18 protein-coding genes are annotated in these 19,110 nt (G+C 50.3%); 7 read left to right on the plus strand and 11 right to left on the minus strand.

The window, feature by feature from the left end; genetic code table 11:
- Window positions 1-567: 567 nt before the first annotated feature.
- Entirely contained in the window at window positions 568-1,365 is a 798-nt protein-coding gene (locus ACFQO0_RS09600) for a DUF4145 domain-containing protein (RefSeq protein WP_012078797.1), read from the plus strand.
- Between the two features lie 108 nt (window positions 1,366-1,473).
- Here the strand turns inward: ACFQO0_RS09600 and ACFQO0_RS09605 are convergent, their stop codons facing one another.
- The 10 genes from ACFQO0_RS09605 to ACFQO0_RS09650 form a co-directional block, all read right to left on the minus strand.
- Window positions 1,474-1,848, minus strand: a complete 375-nt coding sequence (locus ACFQO0_RS09605) for a copper-binding protein (RefSeq protein WP_012078796.1) — start codon at window positions 1,846-1,848, stop codon at window positions 1,474-1,476.
- Between the two features lie 17 nt (window positions 1,849-1,865).
- Window positions 1,866-5,018 (minus strand): efflux RND transporter permease subunit, encoded by a 3,153-nt coding sequence (locus tag ACFQO0_RS09610; protein ID WP_382234129.1) that lies wholly within the window; start codon window positions 5,016-5,018, stop codon window positions 1,866-1,868.
- Window positions 5,015-6,508, minus strand: a complete 1,494-nt coding sequence (locus tag ACFQO0_RS09615) for an efflux RND transporter periplasmic adaptor subunit (RefSeq protein WP_012078794.1) — start codon at window positions 6,506-6,508, stop codon at window positions 5,015-5,017. The genes ACFQO0_RS09610 and ACFQO0_RS09615 overlap by 4 nt, the downstream gene beginning before the upstream one ends.
- The gene (locus ACFQO0_RS09620) at window positions 6,505-7,812 is read right to left on the minus strand and encodes a TolC family protein (protein WP_012078793.1); all 1,308 of its coding nucleotides are present in this window, start codon (window positions 7,810-7,812) and stop codon (window positions 6,505-6,507) included. Before ACFQO0_RS09620 ends, ACFQO0_RS09615 begins: the two co-directional genes overlap by 4 nt.
- A 71-nt stretch (window positions 7,813-7,883) precedes the next feature.
- Complete coding sequence (locus ACFQO0_RS09625) at window positions 7,884-8,183, minus strand: hypothetical protein (RefSeq protein ID WP_238380038.1); 300 nt, start codon at window positions 8,181-8,183, stop codon at window positions 7,884-7,886.
- A gap of 220 nt (window positions 8,184-8,403) precedes the next feature.
- Window positions 8,404-8,829 carry a DoxX family protein gene (locus tag ACFQO0_RS09630; protein ID WP_041296871.1) on the minus strand — a complete coding sequence of 142 codons (426 nt, stop codon included), beginning with the start codon at window positions 8,827-8,829 and terminating at the stop codon, window positions 8,404-8,406.
- Window positions 8,830-8,889: 60 nt separating this feature from the next.
- Window positions 8,890-9,663, minus strand: a complete 774-nt coding sequence (locus ACFQO0_RS09635; RefSeq protein ID WP_012078790.1) for an HvfC/BufC N-terminal domain-containing protein — start codon at window positions 9,661-9,663, stop codon at window positions 8,890-8,892.
- A complete protein-coding gene (gene bufB, locus ACFQO0_RS09640) occupies window positions 9,660-10,508 on the minus strand; it encodes an MNIO family bufferin maturase (RefSeq protein ID WP_012078789.1) in 849 nt (282 codons plus the stop codon). Before bufB ends, ACFQO0_RS09635 begins: the two co-directional genes overlap by 4 nt.
- Window positions 10,509-10,543: 35 nt before the next feature.
- Window positions 10,544-10,822 (minus strand): BufA1 family periplasmic bufferin-type metallophore, encoded by a 279-nt coding sequence (locus ACFQO0_RS09645; protein ID WP_012078788.1) that lies wholly within the window; start codon window positions 10,820-10,822, stop codon window positions 10,544-10,546.
- Between the two features lie 714 nt (window positions 10,823-11,536).
- On the minus strand, window positions 11,537-12,481 hold the full coding sequence (locus ACFQO0_RS09650; protein WP_012078787.1) for a LysR family transcriptional regulator: 945 nt from the start codon (window positions 12,479-12,481) through the stop codon (window positions 11,537-11,539).
- Window positions 12,482-12,596: 115 nt separating this feature from the next.
- On the opposite strand from ACFQO0_RS09650, the gene ACFQO0_RS09655 reads away from it, so the two are divergent.
- The 5 genes from ACFQO0_RS09655 to ACFQO0_RS09675 all read left to right on the plus strand — a co-directional run bounded on the left by ACFQO0_RS09655 (window position 12,597) and on the right by ACFQO0_RS09675 (window position 17,097).
- Window positions 12,597-13,148: a carboxymuconolactone decarboxylase family protein gene (locus ACFQO0_RS09655; protein WP_041296393.1), complete on the plus strand. Its 552-nt coding sequence runs from the start codon at window positions 12,597-12,599 to the stop codon at window positions 13,146-13,148.
- A gap of 27 nt (window positions 13,149-13,175) precedes the next feature.
- Window positions 13,176-14,153, plus strand: coding sequence for an alpha/beta fold hydrolase (locus tag ACFQO0_RS09660; protein WP_012078785.1), 978 nt, complete (start codon window positions 13,176-13,178; stop codon window positions 14,151-14,153).
- 216 nt (window positions 14,154-14,369) lie between these two features.
- A complete protein-coding gene (locus ACFQO0_RS09665; protein WP_012078784.1) occupies window positions 14,370-14,930 on the plus strand; it encodes a TetR/AcrR family transcriptional regulator in 561 nt (186 codons plus the stop codon).
- A gap of 72 nt (window positions 14,931-15,002) precedes the next feature.
- On the plus strand, window positions 15,003-16,319 hold the full coding sequence (fabF, locus tag ACFQO0_RS09670; protein WP_012078783.1) for a beta-ketoacyl-ACP synthase II: 1,317 nt from the start codon (window positions 15,003-15,005) through the stop codon (window positions 16,317-16,319).
- 262 nt (window positions 16,320-16,581) lie between these two features.
- On the plus strand, window positions 16,582-17,097 hold the full coding sequence (locus ACFQO0_RS09675; protein WP_012078781.1) for a zinc-binding dehydrogenase: 516 nt from the start codon (window positions 16,582-16,584) through the stop codon (window positions 17,095-17,097).
- A 221-nt stretch (window positions 17,098-17,318) separates the two neighbouring features.
- Here ACFQO0_RS09675 and gcvA read toward each other — a convergent pair whose 3' ends face one another.
- The gene (gene gcvA / locus ACFQO0_RS09680) at window positions 17,319-18,227 is read right to left on the minus strand and encodes a transcriptional regulator GcvA (RefSeq protein ID WP_012078780.1); all 909 of its coding nucleotides are present in this window, start codon (window positions 18,225-18,227) and stop codon (window positions 17,319-17,321) included.
- A 107-nt stretch (window positions 18,228-18,334) separates the two neighbouring features.
- On the opposite strand from gcvA, the gene ACFQO0_RS09685 reads away from it, so the two are divergent.
- A complete protein-coding gene (locus ACFQO0_RS09685) occupies window positions 18,335-19,099 on the plus strand; it encodes an SDR family NAD(P)-dependent oxidoreductase (protein ID WP_012078779.1) in 765 nt (254 codons plus the stop codon).
- Window positions 19,100-19,110 lie beyond the last annotated feature (11 nt).

Genomic DNA, 19,110 nt, shown 5'->3' on the forward strand with positions numbered 1-19,110 from the left:
ATGTAGAGTGCGCATAGACGCCAAATGGAGCGTCATAAGAGATATAAGTTTTAAACTTGCAAACGGAACAAACGAAATAAGTGCCTTTTACATCTTTCAAACATGTCACATTGGCTTTCTGAATTACACACATGCATTTTTCGACTTGGCATTGATATGACATAACGTTCTCCTCGATATGCATTAACTCTGCGCCGAGGTATCCGAAATGCTGTTTTTATTATTCTTTGTTACAAATCAAGCAAAAATTTTGGGAACTGTAGTGCTTGTATTCCTTTTGGCCAATAGCGGACGTCTGCTTTCGACCCAAAGGAGACATTCAACGCAGCTTTTTACGAACAAGCAAATCTGTATATTTTTTTGATCGGCGAACTGAAAGTACAACGGCACATGTAATGATCAGTAGCGTCAAAATGATCAGCGAACCGCTAACTAGATTTGGCCGTTAATGGCAACATCGATGCGAGTATCAAGTGGCTGTTTCTATAGTGTCGCTCTGCATCATTTGCCTTTACAATCGCACAGTCATCGCTATGCCATATTTCATCGACTTCACCCAACCACCCAATGTTTCTTACTAAATATCAATGGCTTCACCTCAATGATTTTCACACGCCTAGCTCAACTCCACAATTACCCTGCCCTTATTGTTTAGAGGAGTCATTGACTTTAGATGTTGAATCATTATCTGTAGATGAGAGCCCTGCTCATAGGTGTCACATTGCTGCAAACAGGTCGATCGCCGAAACAAAAAGGAATCGGGAAGCACTCGGTGGGGATGGTTGGAAGCTCGTCTTAGCTGTTACAGAATTAGTCACTAAAGAGGAAGCGACTCCAGGAATTTTTCACTCGACTCTTTATTGTCAGGATTGTGGGGGCGTTGTTCTTGGAATCGGTTCAGCGATATATCGGAGCAATAAGAACTTCTCCACTGTTGCTGTTAAACATGAATACTTTTGTCCTTCAGTCCCGCTCTTCGAAATAGCTTCTAGTGTTCCTGAAAGTATCAGACAAGAGCTACTACAAGCATTTAATTACTTTCACAGTGACATATCGACCGCAGGCTTCAAATTACGACGCGCAATAGAGCGAGTTTGCGAAGAACTGGGATACAAGGGGAAAAATCTTCATCAATGCATCGACCTCATGGCTGATAAACATAACGAAGAAGCCATCTGGCTAAAAGCGTTAAAACTTGTTGGCAACGAAGCCACCCACGCAAATGGTGTTAACGCATCGGATCTGCTGGACGCATTTGCAGTCTTTCCGGGAGTTTTGCAAATCTTTGAAAGACAGAAATTTTCCAAAGATGCATCCGAAAAAGTGAATGCCTTACACAACAAATTCAGCAAGCAACTTAAATAACTTGCAAGTTGAAAGGATTGAGTCGGTAGCTAACGTCTGCTTCCGACTCAAATGAAAATTCAACCTGTGCAACTGCTCTGGTACACCTAGCGACGAGAGCAGCCTAGATTATTGTTTTGAGACAGATAAAGTCGTTACTGTCGCGATGCCATCTATGTTCTCGACCGTAAATTTCACCTTATCACCCGCTTTTACATTTGAAAGCAGCGTTTTGTCTTTCACTGCAAATTGCATGGTCATTGCTCCCATCTCTACCGTCGCACTTTTGATGCGTCCATGTTTCAAAGTAATGCTTTTGTTTTCTTTGTCGACAGCTTTGACTTCACCGTCAGATAAGGCTGTTGCACTCGCTGGTTTCACCTGCATGCTATCCATCTTCATCCCTGCCATGTCCATTCCTTTGCTGCCTTGTTCAGCGTAGACGTTCACTGCCAGAATGGATAATCCACAGACTGCCACCAGATTCAAAAACGATTTCTTCATTTGATACTCCTTAGTAGTTAAATTGATTTGTTTTGTACTGCCAAACGTAATTTGCGTTCTTGAAGCAAACGCCATGCTGCTGGAATCACAAAAAGCGATAACAATGGTGCGGTAATCATGCCGCCCACCATCGGTGCCGCAATCCGCTGCATTACTTCAGAGCCGGCGCCACTGCCGAACATAATCGGGATAAGGCCAGCCAGGATAACTGCCACTGTCATGGCTTTGGGACGCACACGCAGTACCGCTCCTTCTCGTATCGCTTCCGCAATGAGCTCCTTGGTCAATGGCAAGCCGGACTGCAATCGCTGATTCAATGAATTACGTAGATACACCAGCATCACAACACCGAACTCAGCCGCCAATCCTGCCAGTGCAATAAAACCGACCGCAGTGGCAACCGAAACAGCATGCCCCAACAACCATACAAACCAGAAGCCGCCGATGAGTGCAAAAGGTACTGTCAACATGAGTAGCAATGCCTCAGATACTGAGCGAAACGCCAGATACAGGAGGATAAGGATGACGGCCAGAGTTAACGGAATCACCGTTTGCAACTTGGCGAGCGCCCGTTCCAGGTATTCAAACTGCCCCGACCAGCCTATCGAATATCCAGGTGGGAGTTGCACTTCTTTTGCCACCGCTGCCTGCATTGCTTTCACGGCTGTGTGCAAGTCAGTTCCGCGTACATCGACATAGACCCAACCAGAAAGCCGTGCGTTCTCGCTGCGTATCATCGGCGGCCCATCGCTTACCTTGATGTTCGTAATATCGCCTAGCCTTACCTGCGCACCTCTCTCTGTCACGATAGGGAATTCGCGCAGTGTCTGTACCGAATTTCGATATTCCTGCGGATAGCGGACATTGATAGGAAAACGCTGGCGTCCATCCACAACCTCTCCAATGTTTTCTCCGCCAATCGCAGATGAAATGACCGACTGCACATCCGTCACCGCAAGGCCATATCTTGCAGCTTTTGCTCGGTCGATATCAACATCGATATAACGTCCGCCGCTTACGCGTTCCGCCAGCGCAGAAGTCACCCCGGGTACCTTTTTGACGACGGCTTCGATTTGCGTAGCGATCTTGTCGATTTGTCCGAGGTCGGCACCGGATACCTTCACACCGACAGGCGTCTTGATACCTGTCGAAAGCATGTCGATACGATTACGGATAGGCGGCACCCAAACATTCGATAGTCCCGGAACCTTGACTATCCGGTCCAGTTCTTCAATGAGCTTTGCAGAGGTCATGCCGGCACGCCATTGGTCTTTCGGTTTGAACTGTATGGTCGTTTCAAACATCTCCAAAGGCGCAGGGTCGGTTGCCGATTCTGCGCGGCCGGCTTTGCCAAATACCGTGGCGACTTCAGGTACCGTCTTGATTAAACGGTCTGTCTGTTGCAGCAATTCGCTGGCTTTGGATGCTGACAGTCCAGGCAATGCAGAAGGCATGTACAGCAAATCACCTTCGTCCAGAGGTGGCAGGAATTCGCCACCCAGTTTGAATAGTGGAATCACTGTCAGGACAAGAGCGATAAATGCAATCGCAATCGTCCATTTCGGATGCGCCAGACTGGCATTCAACCAAGGTCGATATATTCGTATCAGTACGCGATTAATCGGATTCGATGCCTCGCTTGGAATACGCCCACGTATCATGTACCCCATCAGTACCGGTATCAAAGTAATCGCCAGTCCGGCTGCCGCAGCCAAGGTGTAGGTTTTTGTATACGCCAGTGGCGCGAACAGCTTGCCCTCCTGCGCTTCCAATGCGAATACCGGAATGAAAGATAGCGTAACAATAAGTAGTGAAAAGAACAGTGCAGGCCCTACCTCGATAGCCGATTCTGCAATCAAGTCCCAGCGCTCTTTCGCACTGATTTCCTGATTCGGATGCGCGTGCGAATACGCCTCCAGATGCTTGTGCGCATTCTCAATCATGACAATTGCTGCATCGACCATGGCACCGACTGCAATGGCGATACCCCCCAGGGACATCAGATTGGCATTGACGCCCTGGTAGCGCATCACAATGAAGGCAGCGAGCACGCCCAAGGGTAGCGAAATGATGGCAACCAAGGCACTGCGCAGATGGAACAGGAAGATGGCGCAGACCAGTGCGACCACTACAAACTCTTCAATCAGCTTGTCCCTTAGGTTCGTGACTGCTGCCGTAATCAATTTGGAGCGGTCGTAGGTCGTGACGACTTCCACACCTTTAGGAAGCGAGCTTTGCAAGGTAGCGAGCTTTGCCTTGACTGCTTTGATGGTTTCCAGCGCGTTCTTGCCGGAGCGCATGACAACGACGCCGCCGGCGACCTCACCTTCTCCATTCAACTCCGCAATCCCGCGACGCATTTCAGGACCAATGCGAACAGTTGCCACATCCCTGAGCAATACTGGCGTACCCGCATCATTTGCGTTGAGTAGAACATTGCGGAAGTCTTCCAGTGAGCGCAGATACCCGTGCGAGCGCACCATGTATTCTGTCTCGGCCATTTCGACGACCGAACCACCGGATTCCTGGTTTGCCTTCGCCAATGCATCGAGCACCTTGGCGTGAGAGATACCGAAAGCGCGTAACTTGTCCGGGTCGAGGATGACTTGATACTGTTTCACCATGCCGCCGATGCTGGCTACCTCGGCTACATCCGGCACGGTTTTAAGTTCGAACTTCAAAAACCAGTCGTTCAATGTTCGCAACTGACTGAGGTCGTTTTGCCCAGTACGGTCGACCAGCGCATATTCAAATACCCAGCCGACTCCGGTTCCATCCGGCCCAAGCTCGGCCCGCACACCCTGAGGCAAACGGCTTTGCACTTGGCTGATGTATTCCAGGACTCTGGAGCGAGCCCAGTATTGGTCCGTCGCATCATCGAAAAGAACATACACAAACGAGTCGCCAAAGAAGGAATAACCACGGACAGTCTTGGCGCCGGGAACAGCCAACAATGCCGTAGTCAGTGGGTAAGTAACCTGGTCTTCCACTATCTGCGGTGCCTTGCCGGGATACTGGGCGCGAATGATGACTTGCGTGTCCGACAGGTCCGGCAATGCGTCCAAAGGTGTTTTGTTTAACGACCATAGACCCCATCCTGCAATGACGAGCGCAGCAAGCAGCACCCAGAATCGGTTGGCAATGGACCAGCGAATAATTCGCGCAATCATTGCTTGCCTCCGACTGGTTTGACACTTTCGAGCAGGTAGCCGTCGTCATTTTCCCTGAATGAAAACTCAACTTCCTGCCCTGCTTTTATCTCGCTGAATAACTCGGGACGCGACTTGTAAAAGTCCATCGTCATCGCATCCCATTCAAGTTCAGCAATCGGCTTGTGCGAAAGAGTCAGTGCTTTTGGCGTTACTTTTTCTACCGTGCCGACGCCCCGATGAACAGGAGACGTTGCCGGCCGCATTGTCTGGCTATTGCCGGAAAACTTGGGTAATACCGACTTCAAGCTAGCTTCCGAATCGATAAGGAATTGCCCCGAGGCGACTACCTTCTGCCCTTCGCTCAAGCCACTCAAAATCTCGGTATCGTTTCCGCTATCACGGCCCGTCGTCACAACCACAGGTTGCATGCTGTTGTTTTCGCCAACCACCAGAACGATGGATTGCTTGCCGCTTGCAATCACGGCTTCACTAGGAACCAGAAGACGTGAAACGGACTTCTCGGTATCCAGACGAACACGCATCAGCATGCCCGGCGTGAGACTGCCATCACGATTATCCAGCTCCAGTCGAGCCTGCAAGGTCCGTGTCGCAGTACTGATACCCGGCAGGATTTCTCTAACCTTGCCGCTGTATTTTCTATTCGCGTCACCGGAGAACGTGGCTTCCACCGTCATGCCGGAACGGACTGAATTGTTCAGTGCTTCGGGTACTTCCGCTAGTAGCCAGACTTTGTTTAAGCCAGCGATTTTTGCGATGGTCATGCCGGGCGTTACCATCGCGCCATCACGCACAGACAGCTCAGTGATGACGCCAGTAACCGGTGATGTCAGCGTAAAGTGTTTTTGAGACTGCCCGGTGCGGTCTGCCTGATTGATCAATCCGTCCGGAATAGACATCGCGCGCATTCTTTGTCGGGCAGCCGATGCCAGTTCCGTATTGCCACCACGCTTGAGAGCCAGATATTCCTCTTGCGGTGCAATCCAGTCAGGAACGAAAATCGAAGCAATTGCTTCGCCACGCTTGATGCGCTGCTGAGGCGAACGAGCATACAGTTTGTCTATATATCCCGTCACGCGGCTTTGCACGACTTCCGATGCACTCTCATCGAACTGCGTGGTGCCGACCATTTCAAATGCATCGCGTACTTCTTCGCGTCTTACGGTTGCAAATCGAATACCCAGATTCTGCTGAAGTGTGGGGCTGACTTTTACGCCGCCATCTTCTGAACCTTCATCCGCATAAACCGGTACCAACTGCATATCCATGAAAGGACTTTTGCCTGGCTTGTCGAACTTGTTTCCCGGGACCATAGGGTCGTGCCAATACAAGACTTTGCGGCCCGTCTTCGGGTCAACTTTCTCGGTTGCCGCGCCAGATGTAGCAGCGTTATCCATACTTCTTTGCGTGCCGACCCAATACCCGCCAAACATGAGGCCAGCACCTGCTAATACCAACACAATCGTTTTCAATGCGAACTTCGATTTCATTTCATTTCTCCTGCAGACGCCATGTCATGTGGAACCACGTGATATTCCAGCGCCGCCCAGGTCAGCGCCGCTTCTCTTTCAAGCTCGGCTATTTGCAGCCGTCGTTCCAACAACATTTTTTTTGCATTGAATACGGCACTCAGACTGCCGGCACCCGAACGGTAAGCAGCAGTTGCCAGTTCCACCTGCTGCGATGCTGCCGGCAGCAATTGCGCATTGAGTTGCGTTACACGGGCTTTGAGACTTTCCAGAGTGGACGATTGATTCTCGATTTCAGCCTGTAGTTCACGCAATGCTTCTTCGTATTGCATCCTGGCCTTGGTACCTAGCGCGGATTTTTCTGCAATGTCGCGATTCTGTTTTTGCGCACGATTAACGGCCAGAGGAATGCTGATGCCAAAAGACACCATGTTTGAATACTGACTGCCGCGCTGACTGTAAGCGGCTTCAAGCGACCAGTCTGGATTGCTTTCACGGCTTGCTACTGTGCTGTCGGCATCTGCTAGATTCACCGCTCGACGCGCACTTAAAAGCATCGGATGATATTTTTCGAGTTCTTCTACCGGCAACCCAGGCACATGTGAAGTCAGTTTGGGTGTCTCGTCGGCGACAGTGGCGGCTGGCATGCCAGTCCAGCGGCTTAGCGCAAGGCGCGCATTTCTCAAATCCTGTGTGTTCTTGCGCGTCGCATCTTGCGTTTGCGAGAGCGTCAATTGCGCTTGCATTACGTCCGAGGCGTTTGCCTTGGCACCTCGATGGGCAGCATTCATCGCATTCAGGTCTTCGGCCGCTTCTTTTTCCATTGCACTGACCAATGCCAATGTGCGCTGACCATAAAGTACATTTACCCATGCCTTGGCTGCTTCTTCCCGCACCTTGGCAACGCTTTCCAGATAAGTACTTTCTTCCATTTCGACAGCGCGCTGGGCACGTGCTGACCGTGCAACACGTTTGTCGGAAGATACCCATTGCTGTTCGATACCAACCCGACGCATGGTCATGAAGTCGCTTGTGGTGCTGTAACGGTCAGCACCAGTCACAGGCAGATTATCGATGCCAACTTTCAGCATCGGGTCCGGCAATTGGTCGGCTTTCGCTGCTGATTCACGACTGGCCAATACGGATGCATTAGCGGCCTTGGTCAGTGATGAGCGCTGCAATGAAAGCTGCAATGCTTCGTTTAATGTGAGTCCATTGGATTGGGCGTGAACAAAAGATGTACCAAAAGCCAACGCCAGTAAAACGCTGATTTTGCACAGAGTGCGCGACTGATGATTCAGTGGCGCGTGGATACGCAAAAACATATAACCCCCGATAATGAAGACGAACGCCGACCACGGCACAATGCCGGTCAGCGAAACAACTGGGGGTTAAATCAAATGCGGAGTCGTTGCGTGCGGAGATAAGGCGGAGCTACGCCTAATTCCAGAGGAATGTCTGTCCAGGCTGAAGCCAGAACTGCAGGAACAACCGGCAGAGGTGCCGGCATGATGAATGAAACAATGGTTGGCGCCAGCAATGGTGCGGCGGCCAGATGTTCAAGTGCCAGCTGCGTACCTGATTGGTGGGAAGCACAATGAACCGGCTTCTCGATATCCATCCCTGCACACGGTGTGTCGCCCATCGCCATCTCTTGCACAGGAGCCGTTGTCTGCGGACAGACGTAGGCAGCCATTGCTATTCCTGAAGTCAGAACGGTCATGACCAGAAGGCAAGCAATTAGGCGGCAAAAAGATGAAAAAGAATGGTGCATATGTGGAATCAAGAATTAGATAATAGTTTATCTCAGATCTTTCAAAGAAATCCTATATTGAGAGCAAACATTTTGTGACTAGCTGTCGGCAGATTATTGATTATCACTGCCGAAACGGTTTGCTAAAACAACTTGATATAAATTATTTGATGCCTAATTTATGATCGAGTGACACCGAACCACCTCCGCGTGCAATCAAATACAGCAGCAACCCGGCCCACGACAGATGCGTCGGCCAAGCGTCCGGATAAACGAATATCTCTATCACAGCCGTCATGCCAAACAGCGCAAATGCTGCAAAGCGAGTGAACAGGCCGAACACCAGCAGGATCGGAAACAGATGTTCCGAATACGTCCCGAGGTGCGCAGCAATATCCGGCGGTACCAGTGGCAATTTATAATCGGTTGAGAACAACGAATAGGTGCTGTCGGTTAAGGTCAAAATTCCCGTTACCTTGGTGCGGCCTGACAGAAAAAAGATCGATGCGATACCGAAGCGCATTACCAACGCCAAAAAAGAATGCGTTAGGAGGCGATTCAAGAAATCCGCACACGTGTTCCATTGCATTTTCAGTTTACCGAGCCGCGTGTTAGTTACTGCGTTTGATTGCATCATGGGGGTCTCCAATTAAGAAATTCGTGCAGAGCGTCCGACGGAAGCAAAAACGCCGGCGGTAAGAAGATCGGAAAGCATGCGTGCGATGTCGAGCGACGGTTGCGCTTCTATCGCAGCATTGGCCGCCTGTTCCAACGGCATACCAATTGCACAGGCATCGAGAAAAGCACATGCACCCTGTTCCAGACTGCGCCAAGTGACGACACCATCATCGCGGACAAGCAAAGCTCCCTGTCCTATCCACTCTATATTATCGGCAAGAGTTTCCCCTTGTCGATTGATGCTCCAGATTGTGTAAATTGGTTGCGTGTCAAACCAGATCCAATGGGCACTGACGAGTGTTCGCAGCACGGCTTGGCCTAATTCTTCTGGAGGCAACTTTCCAAGTGCGGACGGGTCAATCGATTCTTCATCTAGTGCCGTATGTGATTTGACCCAGAAGCGATCGAGTCGTGCAACATTTGCCAGATAAGGCAATTCTTTGGCTGGTTCAAACTGCACGAGAAAATCGGCAAACGTTTCGCCATATTCCATCAAGCTGACATTAGTGGGTCGCGTCTCGCGCACATAAATAGCAGCCGCAGCACGGAACCATTCGGTACCAACTAATCTTTCTACCGTCGGATAGTTGGCCTGCAATGCATCGATGCAACCCTTGATAATCGTATTGCGATAAATGGCAAAGCCCGGTTGTACAACTAATGCCGCTATCGAAGAATCGGCACCAAGATCGCCGTAGATCGCTTGTACGAAATCGTCTTGAAAGCGTTCGAGCGTATTGTTCATGCGGTGACTTGTAATTTTGTTTTCTGGCGCGTAAGCACGTCTTGCGCATGTTCCCGTTCTTTTTGAAGAACCGAGAACGCAGGAATATGGTCATCACGTTCAATCAACGTCGGTCGTGAGCCAATGCGTTCGATGAACACGCTGTACAACGCCCAAACATCAGGCGCAATGGCAGCATCGTGTGAATCAATCAGCAGTGATGTGTTGTTTTTATCTTCGTTATGGCCGGCCAGATGAATTTCCATCACGGCCTCGCCAGGAACGCGCTCCAAGTATTGTGTAGCGTCGAATTGCAAATTGTTCGCGCTGATAAAAACGTTATTTACATCTAGCAGCAAGCCGCAGCCGGTACGTTTGACAAGTTCCGACAAAAAGTCGATCTCATCCCATTCATGCTGGTCGAGACGTAAATAATGTGTCGGATTTTCAACGGCAATTCGCCGACCGAGACGGTCTTGAGTACGCTCAATATTGCCCGCAATACGTGCAAGAGAAGCGTTAGTTCGCGGAAACGGTAGTAAGTCGGGATAATAATGATCTCCCCATGCCGACCAAGCTAGGTGTTCAGAGACTAACGCCGGCTCTGTACGATTGATCAGTTCCGACAGTTTTTTCAGATGCTCTGCATTTGGCGGCGCATCTGCTGCCAGTGATAACGATACGCCATGCAGTGAAATCGGATGACGTTCACGGATTGCGTCCAGCCATCTCAATCTAGGGCCGCCTGCCACCATGTAGTTTTCCGGATGTACTTCAAACCATAAACCAGTATCCGCGCAGTTCAGCGCTTCCTCGTAGTGTTGTGATTTCAGGCCGAGACCAGCGCCGAGTTCCGGTTTATTCATGGTGTGCAGACGGCTATGCAATCAACGCAATCGAATTAGATCGCTTCCAAGGAACCATGGCCTTTTGGTGTTTGGATCGAAGTGCAAGTGCCAGCTGGAACGTTTTTCCAAGCATTGCCTTGGTAGTCAGTTACCGAAGTACCTGCACAGGTGGTACCGGCACCAGCTTTGCAATCATTTTTTCCTGCGAGCGAAACGCCATAGCATTTTTCGACAGCTGTTTTGGTGGCAGGTGTTTTGTCTTGTGCCATTGCAGTACCGGAAACGATGGCTGCAAGGGTGAATGCTGCGGTTGCGAAATTACGTGCGTTCATGTTGGACTCCAATTGATAAGGTTAATGTGTTGATCGCCTATCTTAAAAAATGCTTTCGGCGATCTGTTAAGTAATACGTCATTCGACACATATTGGTTACAAAGACTTTTAAAATAATTTCTGCTGAATGAACAGCACAGGCAATGTGCCGCAGTAAATCTCAATGAACGCGCGATTTGATGACAACGCTAGCTAAGAATATTTGGCCGGTAGATCAACACGAACTTGGAAGACGATTAGTTTGGGTGATTTTCTGCAAACAGGGGCGCCCTCTGCTCAACGTGCTCTCTGTTTTGAATTGGATCACCGCCCCCCTTCCTTGACACCTATGCCGTGACCAAGGGGGCTGCTTGGTTACTTACGAACTGTCGCGCATTGAGTTGAAAAACCAAGACACACAAATTCTTGGTTTTCATGCGGGTTTTATCGATTAGAACTGGCGTATGGCATTGATGCGCCGAAGGCACGCCCCGAGGACGTTGTGCGTGCGTCGCATGAAGCGATCGAGGCGGGCGCTGATGAGGTAATTACCGACGAGACAAGTCGCCGAGTCAAGCAGGGTCTGTGGCACGGAGTGTATCTGACGGACGTGGTTGCGGGGTAAGTCACTCTTATAACGGCATGCAGACATAGGCCCCTATTTGCTCTGCATGCCTTACGATCATTTTACAGACGATCATTTTATGTATCTTCCATACGGCGACAATTATCCAATCATCGTCCCGACGCAGAATTCGGTGTCGACAGCATCATGTGATGCGCCGCATCGAGCCGAGCTGACAATCTTGGTCGCGCATAGTCTAGAAACGCGCGTACCTTCAATGGTAGGATGCCTTGCCCAGCATGTACTAGGTTGATAGGCCATGCCTCCCTCTCATATTCCCGTAGCACCATCTTCAACTGCTTGTCGCGCACACGCTCAGCAATTTGGTAGCACAGCACACTGGTGATACCGATATCGGATTCCGCCGCCTCAATCGCAGCTTCGGCAGTATTGACGACCACGCGCGAGAAAACGGGCACGTTAATTTCGCGACCGTTCTCGCATAGTTGCCACAATTTTGGCGCCATTAATCCATCAAACGTTATGCATTGATGCTTACTCAAATCATCCGGCTTCTTTGGTGTACCGTTCTTTTTCAGGTAAGCGGGACTTGCGCACATCACACGGTTTATCGTTCCGATACGTGCTGCCACCATGTTGCTATCAGGAAGCTCTCCGACGCGCACCGCGATGTCCACATGTTCTTCGAGAAGATGTACGACATGATCGGCAAGCACCACGCGTACATTAATGTCCGGATACGCTTTTAAAAATTGTGCGACCACAGGCATTACATGTTTGCGACCAAATACGATCGGCGTTGTAATAACTAGATCGCCTTTTGGTGCCGCGTATTCGCCTGATACGGCCCGTTCGGCCTCGTCGACTTCCTCTAGGATGCGTCGGCATGCCGCCACATATGCTTGCCCCGCTTCTGTCATTGACAACTGCCGCGTTGAGCGCTGCAGTACGCGTGTTTTCAACATCGTTTCCAATTCACCAATCTTACGACTGACTGTAGCAAGCGGTATACCAAGACGCCGCGCTGCGCCGGAAAAACTACCCGCATCCACTACTTCCACTAGCAGCGCCATCGATTCAAATCTGTCTGTCATATTCTCAATTTATGGAAAAATCGTTCTCAATATTACCGGATTATCATTTCTATTAAGATTATTTAGGATGTGTGTGTGCCAATCACGGCCGCCAACACATAAAGGAAAAATCATCATGTCCCGTCTCTTTACACCAGCAACTGTCATTGATTCACCTGCTAAATCGCAACCACTGCTCGAAGCAGTCAACAAACAGTTGGGCGTCGTGCCAAATCTATTTCGCTTGGTCGGCAGCAATCCGGCTGCACTGGAAGGTTATTTAAATCTGTCCGGCGCACTTAACAAAGGCGCTTTGCCGGCTCCTACACGTGAGCGTATCGCTTTGGCCATCGCTGAATTCAACGCTTGTGATTACTGTCTGTCGGCCCATACCTATCTGGCAAAGAATCTCGCCAAGCTGAGCGATGCCGAAATCACTGCTAATCGCAGCGGTAGTTCCAGCGACCCAAAAGCGGAAGCGGCAGTAGCATTCGCTCTGAAGGTCGCGACCGATCGTGGTCATGTTAATGATAGCGATATTCAGACGGTCAAAGCTGCCGGTTACGATGATGCGCAAGTGATCGAAATCATTGCACACGTCGCGCTCAATGTGTTGACTAACTACATTAATTCGGTAGCCCATACTGAGATCGACTTCCCGGTTGTGCGTGCACGCGCAGCTGCTTAATCAACCATTCGTCGGAAAGCTCAAATCATGTTAAGTTCAAAGAAAATTCTGCTCGCGACGGTCGTCGCTGCTTCTTTCGTCGCCACCGGTGCGCAAGCGCAGGCCAAAACGCACAAGGCCAAACCTGTATCGGTCGCTACTACAAACGTTACATTCCACAAAGTGGATGTAGGCGACGTCAAAGTGTTCTATCGCGAGGCCGGTGATCCATCCAAACCGACGATTCTTTTATTGCATGGCTTTCCGACGTCGTCGTTCATGTATCGCAACTTGATTCCGTTACTCGCGGATCGCTACCATGTGGTTGCCCCGGATCTGCCGGGCTTTGGCTTCACCGAGGCACCGGATCGGGCTCACTTCAAATATACATTTGAGAACCTCGCGAAGGTGATTGATGGATTCACTCAAAAACTGGGGCTGTCACATTACGCGCTACAAATATTCGACTATGGCGCACCGGTCGGCTTACGCCTGGCCCTTGCCCATCCTGAGCGAGTGACCGCAATCGTTTCGCAAAACGGTAATGCATATGAAGCCGGCTTGGCCAATGCATGGACGCCTATCCAGACATACTGGAAAGCACCGACTGTAGAAAACCGCGAGTCGCTGCGCCAATTTCTGCAACCGGACGGACTGAAATGGCAATACGAAACCGGTACGCCGAATCCTGCTCTAGTTTCACCTGAGAGTTACACGCTGGATTCCGCATTGATGGCACGTCCTGGGAACGAAGAAGTACAGCTCGATCTGTTCCTTGACTACGCCAGCAACGTCGCGCTATATCCGCAATTCCAGGAATACTTCCGCAAATACCAACCACCGTTACTCGCAGTGTGGGGCGACAAGGATCCCTTCTTTGCGGTGGCGGGTGCAGAGGCTTACAAGACCGATTTACCGAAAGCGGAAATCCATTTGTACAATGCCGGGCATTTTGCGCTTGAAACCAATCTTGGCGAAATGGCACCGGTGATCCGCAATTTTCTGGATCGCAAGTTGAAACGATAACTCTGTTGGGTATAGCAAGGGAGCCCGCGCAAGCGGGCTTTTATTGCTAACGCGGTATGCGTCCTTACAATTTGTGTCCATTCAAAACGCAGATTTGCGGCTCTCTAGGCGGATACCGTAACACCTCCTCCGTCCGCAGAAAGAAGACCAAAACAACCATGCCGACCTATTGCGATCATGTCGTGTTAATATAACCTTCCTTCTAGTAGGATTGTTATGCGACTAACTACCCCTTCCAACACAAAAAATAATATTATCGTGCTTGCCAAGCAACTGCTTAAGACACGTTCATATCTTGGCTTCAGTTTCCAAGATATTGCTGATGAGATCGGGTTACGAAAGGCCAGTCTGCACCACCATTTCCCATCAAAGGAATCGCTCGGTGTCGAAATAATTCGTGAACTACGCGCTAGCTTTGAAGAATGGGCGGAATCGACTCCAATTGATCCTCATAAAAAGTTGGACGCATACTTCTGCCGGTTTCGGAAAACAGTAGATGTAGGTGCTGAGGTGTGCCCGGCTGGCGGCTTGGCATCAGGTTGGTCATGTATCGGAGAGGAAATGCGCATCGCTGCGCGCGATCTACGTAATACCCACGTTTCGTGGCTAACCGACGTTATTGGCACGATTAAGCAGAAAAAATCAAAAACGATGAAGGAGTTAGCATCCTACGTTTTTTCAGCGTGCCAAGGTGGGCTAATCTCATCGAGAATGACCGGGCGGAGTGAAGAATTCGACTTGGTTGTAAAGCAACTTCGCGTAGCCATATACAGCTAAATAACTTCAAAGAGCTGTGCTTTTTTATAACCTACTCCTACCTTCTGATAGGTAGTATTCAGGAGTGAAAGTTTGAATATCGTTTCTCAATCAACCACAATCGCGGCCCACCAAAAACATCGTCGTATTGTTGTTACCGGCATGGGCATAGTTTCGCCTTTGGGATCAGGAGTCGAAACCGTTTGGTCGCGATTATTAGCTGGACAATCAGGTATACGTCGACTTGAGGAAGATGTCACCGATGGCATTGAAGCCAAGGTGGGCGGTGTTGTGCCAACATCCTTGGAAGATCCGGCAGGTGGATTCGATCCGGACCAACATGTGTCCTCGAAAGATCAGCGCAAAATGGACAAATTCATTATGTATGCCCTAGTGGCATCAGAAGAGGCATTACGTCAGGCAGATTGGCATCCTACGACAGAGGCAGAAAAAGAACGGACCGCAACCGTAGTTGCGTCGGGAATCGGAGGATTCCCTGCGATTGCCAACGCAGTGCGGGTTACGGACAAAAAAGGGCCGAATCGACTATCGCCGTTTACCATTCCCTCATTCTTGATCAACTTGGCGGCTGGGCATATTTCAATCAAGCATGGTTTCAAAGGACCGATTGCTGCTCCAGTTACCGCCTGCGCAGCGAGCGTTCAAGCTATCGGCGATGCTGCACGCATGATTAGAAATGAAGAAGCCGATGTCGTTCTATGCGGAGGGGCAGAGGCTGCAATTGATCGAGTCAGTCTCGGAGGGTTCGCTGCTGCACGCGCGTTGTCAACAAACTTTAACGATGACCCAACTACGGCATCGCGTCCTTTTGATGACGAGAGAGATGGTTTCGTTATGGGCGAAGGAGCTGGCATACTCATATTAGAGGAACTGAGTCATGCATTAGCGCGAGGGGCGAAGCCAATCGCAGAACTGATAGGCTACGGGACAACTGCTGATGCCTACCATATGACGGCTGGCCCTGCGGACGGCGGTGGTGCTGCTCGTGCAATGTCGATCGCACTTCAGCAAGCAGGCATCATAGCGACTGACGTTCAACATTTGAATGCCCACGCAACGTCTACACCGGTTGGGGATGCTGGCGAATTAGCGGCAATCAAAGCGGTATTTGGTACCGATAATCGCATAGCCGTCACGTCTACGAAATCTGCCACTGGACATTTGCTGGGTGCGGCCGGAGGTGTCGAAGCCATCTTTACCATTTTGGCGCTTCGCGATCAGGTCGTCCCAGCAACATTGAATCTTAAAACAATAGATTCTGGCGCTAACGGCATCGACATCGTTACGCATAGCGCACGTAATATGAAAATTGAGCATGCGATGTCGAATGGCTTCGGCTTCGGTGGCGTGAATGCAAGTGTTCTATTCAAACGGTGGAGCGAGTACTAGTGATGGCGCCCGGTCATGAAATTGTCGGTCGCGTTTCTGCGGTCGGCGCGCACGGGAGCGATATTGCCGGCGTCGGTTGCATAGTTGGATTCATGCCGACATTGCGCAGCATGCAACGCCGATCTCGAACAATATTGTGCCAAAGGTGCGACCTGGACTTATAACGGGACCGAACACGACAGCGACAAATTGACCTTCGACGACTACTCCGATCACGTTGTGGTGGAAGAACGCTTCGTCGTCAAAGTGCCTGGCACGCTGGATGTCAAAGCCGTTGCGCCATTGCTGTGTGCCGGTATCCCCACGTATTCACCGTTGCGTCAAGATTGGCCCGGGACAAAAGGTTGGCATCATCGGCCTCGGTGGCCTGGGTTATATGGGCGTCAAATTTGCCAAGGCGATGGACGCGCATGTGGTGATGATTACTACCTCGCCGGATAAAGGCAAGGACGCAGATGAAATTCTGGTCTCGCGCGATCCTGCCGCAATGACTAAACATGCTGGCAGCTTCGACTTTTTGCTCAACACGATTCCGGTCTGTCATGACGCCAATCCTTATCTCGGCTTGCTAAAGCTGGATGGAAAAATGGGCATGGTTGGTGTGCTGACCGAGCTGGAACCGATTGTCGGCGCCAATCTGATTTTCGGTCGCAAATCGATGTTCGGTTCCGGTATCGGCGGCATGACCGAAACGCAGGAAATGTTGGATTTCTGCGGCGAGCACAATATCATCAGTGATGTGAAGATGATCGCAATCAAGGACGTGAATCATGCGTGAGGACGGATGGAAAAGAATGATGTTCGTTACCGCTTTGTGATCGATATGACGACGCTGGGATAATTTAGCAATAACCACGCTTACCTTCCTGATCGTCAGCGCATAGCAGAAACAAAAAACCGTCTTCGCGACGGTTTTTTCAATACTCGGCAAACAAGCACGAAAGTCCTGCCGAAGTACGTCGCTAACGCAGAAGGCAGCAATTCTTCGCTATTTGAATCTCAATTGACTTCTGACATTAGCCATTCCCTGAATGCCGCAACACGAGGCAGTTCTGCGCATTCTGGTCGGTACACGATGTAATAAGCCAGTTTAGATGGGGAGGAGATTGTTTCGAATAATCTCACCAGGCGCCCAACTGTCAGATCTTCGCGCATCATCACACTACGACCCAATGCAATGCCTTGGTTATCGATTGCCGCTTGTAGTACCGCAGCAGAGTTATTGATCTGAAGTCCTCTTTCCGACTGCACCGATGGAAATCCGGCGGCATCAAGCCAACTTCGCCACGTTTGAAAGCCGGGATGATTCTGCATCGATAGATCATGAATCAGCGTATGTCCTGCAAGAGCAGCTGGATCCACAAACGGGCCATGACGTTTCAGATAGCTCGGCGAGCAAACCGGATATATTTCTTCATCAGCTAATTTGATTGCTGCAAGTCCAGGCCAGTCCCCCGAACCGTACCTCACGCCTACATCAATGCCGCTCGCGAGAAAATCCAGCGCCTTCAAGTTAGTGTCAAGTCGAAGATCTGTTTGCGGATAAGCCTGATGAAAACGGTCGATTCGTGGCATCAACCATTTGGCCGCGAATGCCGGACTGACCGTCACAGTCAACGCGCCACCTGTCGATGCTTGTTTGAGCCGTTCCAGACCAATGCTCAATTTATCAAAACCGGCTCGAATATCCGGCAGTGCTCTTTGCGCCGTGTCGGTTGGCATCAACCTTGATGTGCCTGTTCCGCTGCGATAAAAAAGCGGCGTACCAAGCCATTCTTCCAATCCTCGTACTTGCTGCCCTACCGCTGCTGGCGTGACATTCAGTTCCGTCGCAGCTGCCGAGAAACTCTGATGCCGGGCACTTGCTTCGAACGCCCGCAGCGCATTCAGATAAACAGGATATTTCATATATAAGATAGTTTTTCTTTGTCGATGACGTGGATTATCTCATTTGTCACGAGCTCTTTCAATGTCGATACTGCTCAGGTAGTTCAATTTTCTTAAGGATAAATATCATGAATAGTTTTTCTTCTAAGGTTGCAATCGTAACCGGCGGTAGTTCGGGAATTGGTAAGGAAGTAGCGAAACGTCTGGTGGCAGCAGGCGCTTCAGTGGTGATCGGCGGCCGTGATGAGGCCAAACTGGCAAACGCCGCCAGGGAAATCGGCGGCAAAGTTCTATACGTAGCCGGTGATATCGCTTTGCCTTCCACCGCAAAAGCATTGGTTGCCGCTGCAACCGACGCTTTTGGCGGCGTGGATATCTTGATCAATAATGCAGGTGTTTTTAAACCGAAAGCATTTCTTGAAGTCGATGAACAAGAATACAGCTGGTTCCTGGACACGATTTTGAAAGGTAAGTTCTTCATGGCGCAAGCTGCAGCGAAAGCCATGCAATTACGCGGCGGCGGCGCAATCGTACAGACTGGTTCGCTGTGGGCGATTCAAGCCATTGGCGCGACACCTTCTGCTGCTTATTCCGCCGCCAACGCTGGCGTGCATGCACTGACGCGCAATCTCGCAATCGAACTGGCACCGTTCAATATTCGCATCAACACGGTAGCGCCAGCAGTAGTGGAAACGCCGGTCTACAACACCTTCATGACCGACGATCAAGTGAAAGACACACTGCCGTCATTTAACGCTTTTCATCCGTTGGGACGCAATGGTCAGCCAGCCGACGTTGCGGAAGCAATGTTGTTTCTTGCCTCGTCAAGCGCGTCCTGGATTACTGGCACTGTTCTGCCGGTTGATGGCGGCGTGACCGCTGGCCGCATTTAAACGGGAGAAAA

Source organism: Herminiimonas aquatilis, from assembly GCF_042665175.1.
Taxonomy (GTDB): Bacteria; Pseudomonadota; Gammaproteobacteria; order Burkholderiales; family Burkholderiaceae_D; genus Oxalicibacterium; species Oxalicibacterium aquatilis.

Excerpts from the sequence above, each read along its gene's own strand:
- ACFQO0_RS09650 (WP_012078787.1), bottom strand. The coding sequence starts at position 12,481 with ATGACAGACAGATTTGAATCGATGGCGCTGCTAGTGGAAGTAGTGGAT.
- ACFQO0_RS09605 (WP_012078796.1), bottom strand. The coding sequence starts at position 1,848 with ATGAAGAAATCGTTTTTGAATCTGGTGGCAGTCTGTGGATTATCCATT.
- bufB (WP_012078789.1), bottom strand. The coding sequence starts at position 10,508 with ATGAATAAACCGGAACTCGGCGCTGGTCTCGGCCTGAAATCACAACAC.
- ACFQO0_RS09660 (WP_012078785.1), top strand. The coding sequence starts at position 13,176 with ATGTTAAGTTCAAAGAAAATTCTGCTCGCGACGGTCGTCGCTGCTTCT.
- ACFQO0_RS09645 (WP_012078788.1), bottom strand. The coding sequence starts at position 10,822 with ATGAACGCACGTAATTTCGCAACCGCAGCATTCACCCTTGCAGCCATC.
- ACFQO0_RS09665 (WP_012078784.1), top strand. The coding sequence starts at position 14,370 with ATGCGACTAACTACCCCTTCCAACACAAAAAATAATATTATCGTGCTT.
- ACFQO0_RS09620 (WP_012078793.1), bottom strand. The coding sequence starts at position 7,812 with ATGTTTTTGCGTATCCACGCGCCACTGAATCATCAGTCGCGCACTCTG.
- ACFQO0_RS09610 (WP_382234129.1), bottom strand. The coding sequence starts at position 5,018 with ATGATTGCGCGAATTATTCGCTGGTCCATTGCCAACCGATTCTGGGTG.
- ACFQO0_RS09600 (WP_012078797.1), top strand. The coding sequence starts at position 568 with ATGTTTCTTACTAAATATCAATGGCTTCACCTCAATGATTTTCACACG.
- ACFQO0_RS09630 (WP_041296871.1), bottom strand. The coding sequence starts at position 8,829 with ATGCAATGGAACACGTGTGCGGATTTCTTGAATCGCCTCCTAACGCAT.
- ACFQO0_RS09685 (WP_012078779.1), top strand. The coding sequence starts at position 18,335 with ATGAATAGTTTTTCTTCTAAGGTTGCAATCGTAACCGGCGGTAGTTCG.
- ACFQO0_RS09625 (WP_238380038.1), bottom strand. The coding sequence starts at position 8,183 with ATGGCTGCCTACGTCTGTCCGCAGACAACGGCTCCTGTGCAAGAGATG.
- gcvA (WP_012078780.1), bottom strand. The coding sequence starts at position 18,227 with ATGAAATATCCTGTTTATCTGAATGCGCTGCGGGCGTTCGAAGCAAGT.
- ACFQO0_RS09655 (WP_041296393.1), top strand. The coding sequence starts at position 12,597 with ATGTCCCGTCTCTTTACACCAGCAACTGTCATTGATTCACCTGCTAAA.
- ACFQO0_RS09635 (WP_012078790.1), bottom strand. The coding sequence starts at position 9,663 with ATGAACAATACGCTCGAACGCTTTCAAGACGATTTCGTACAAGCGATC.
- ACFQO0_RS09675 (WP_012078781.1), top strand. The coding sequence starts at position 16,582 with ATGTCAAAGCCGTTGCGCCATTGCTGTGTGCCGGTATCCCCACGTATT.
- ACFQO0_RS09615 (WP_012078794.1), bottom strand. The coding sequence starts at position 6,508 with ATGAAATCGAAGTTCGCATTGAAAACGATTGTGTTGGTATTAGCAGGT.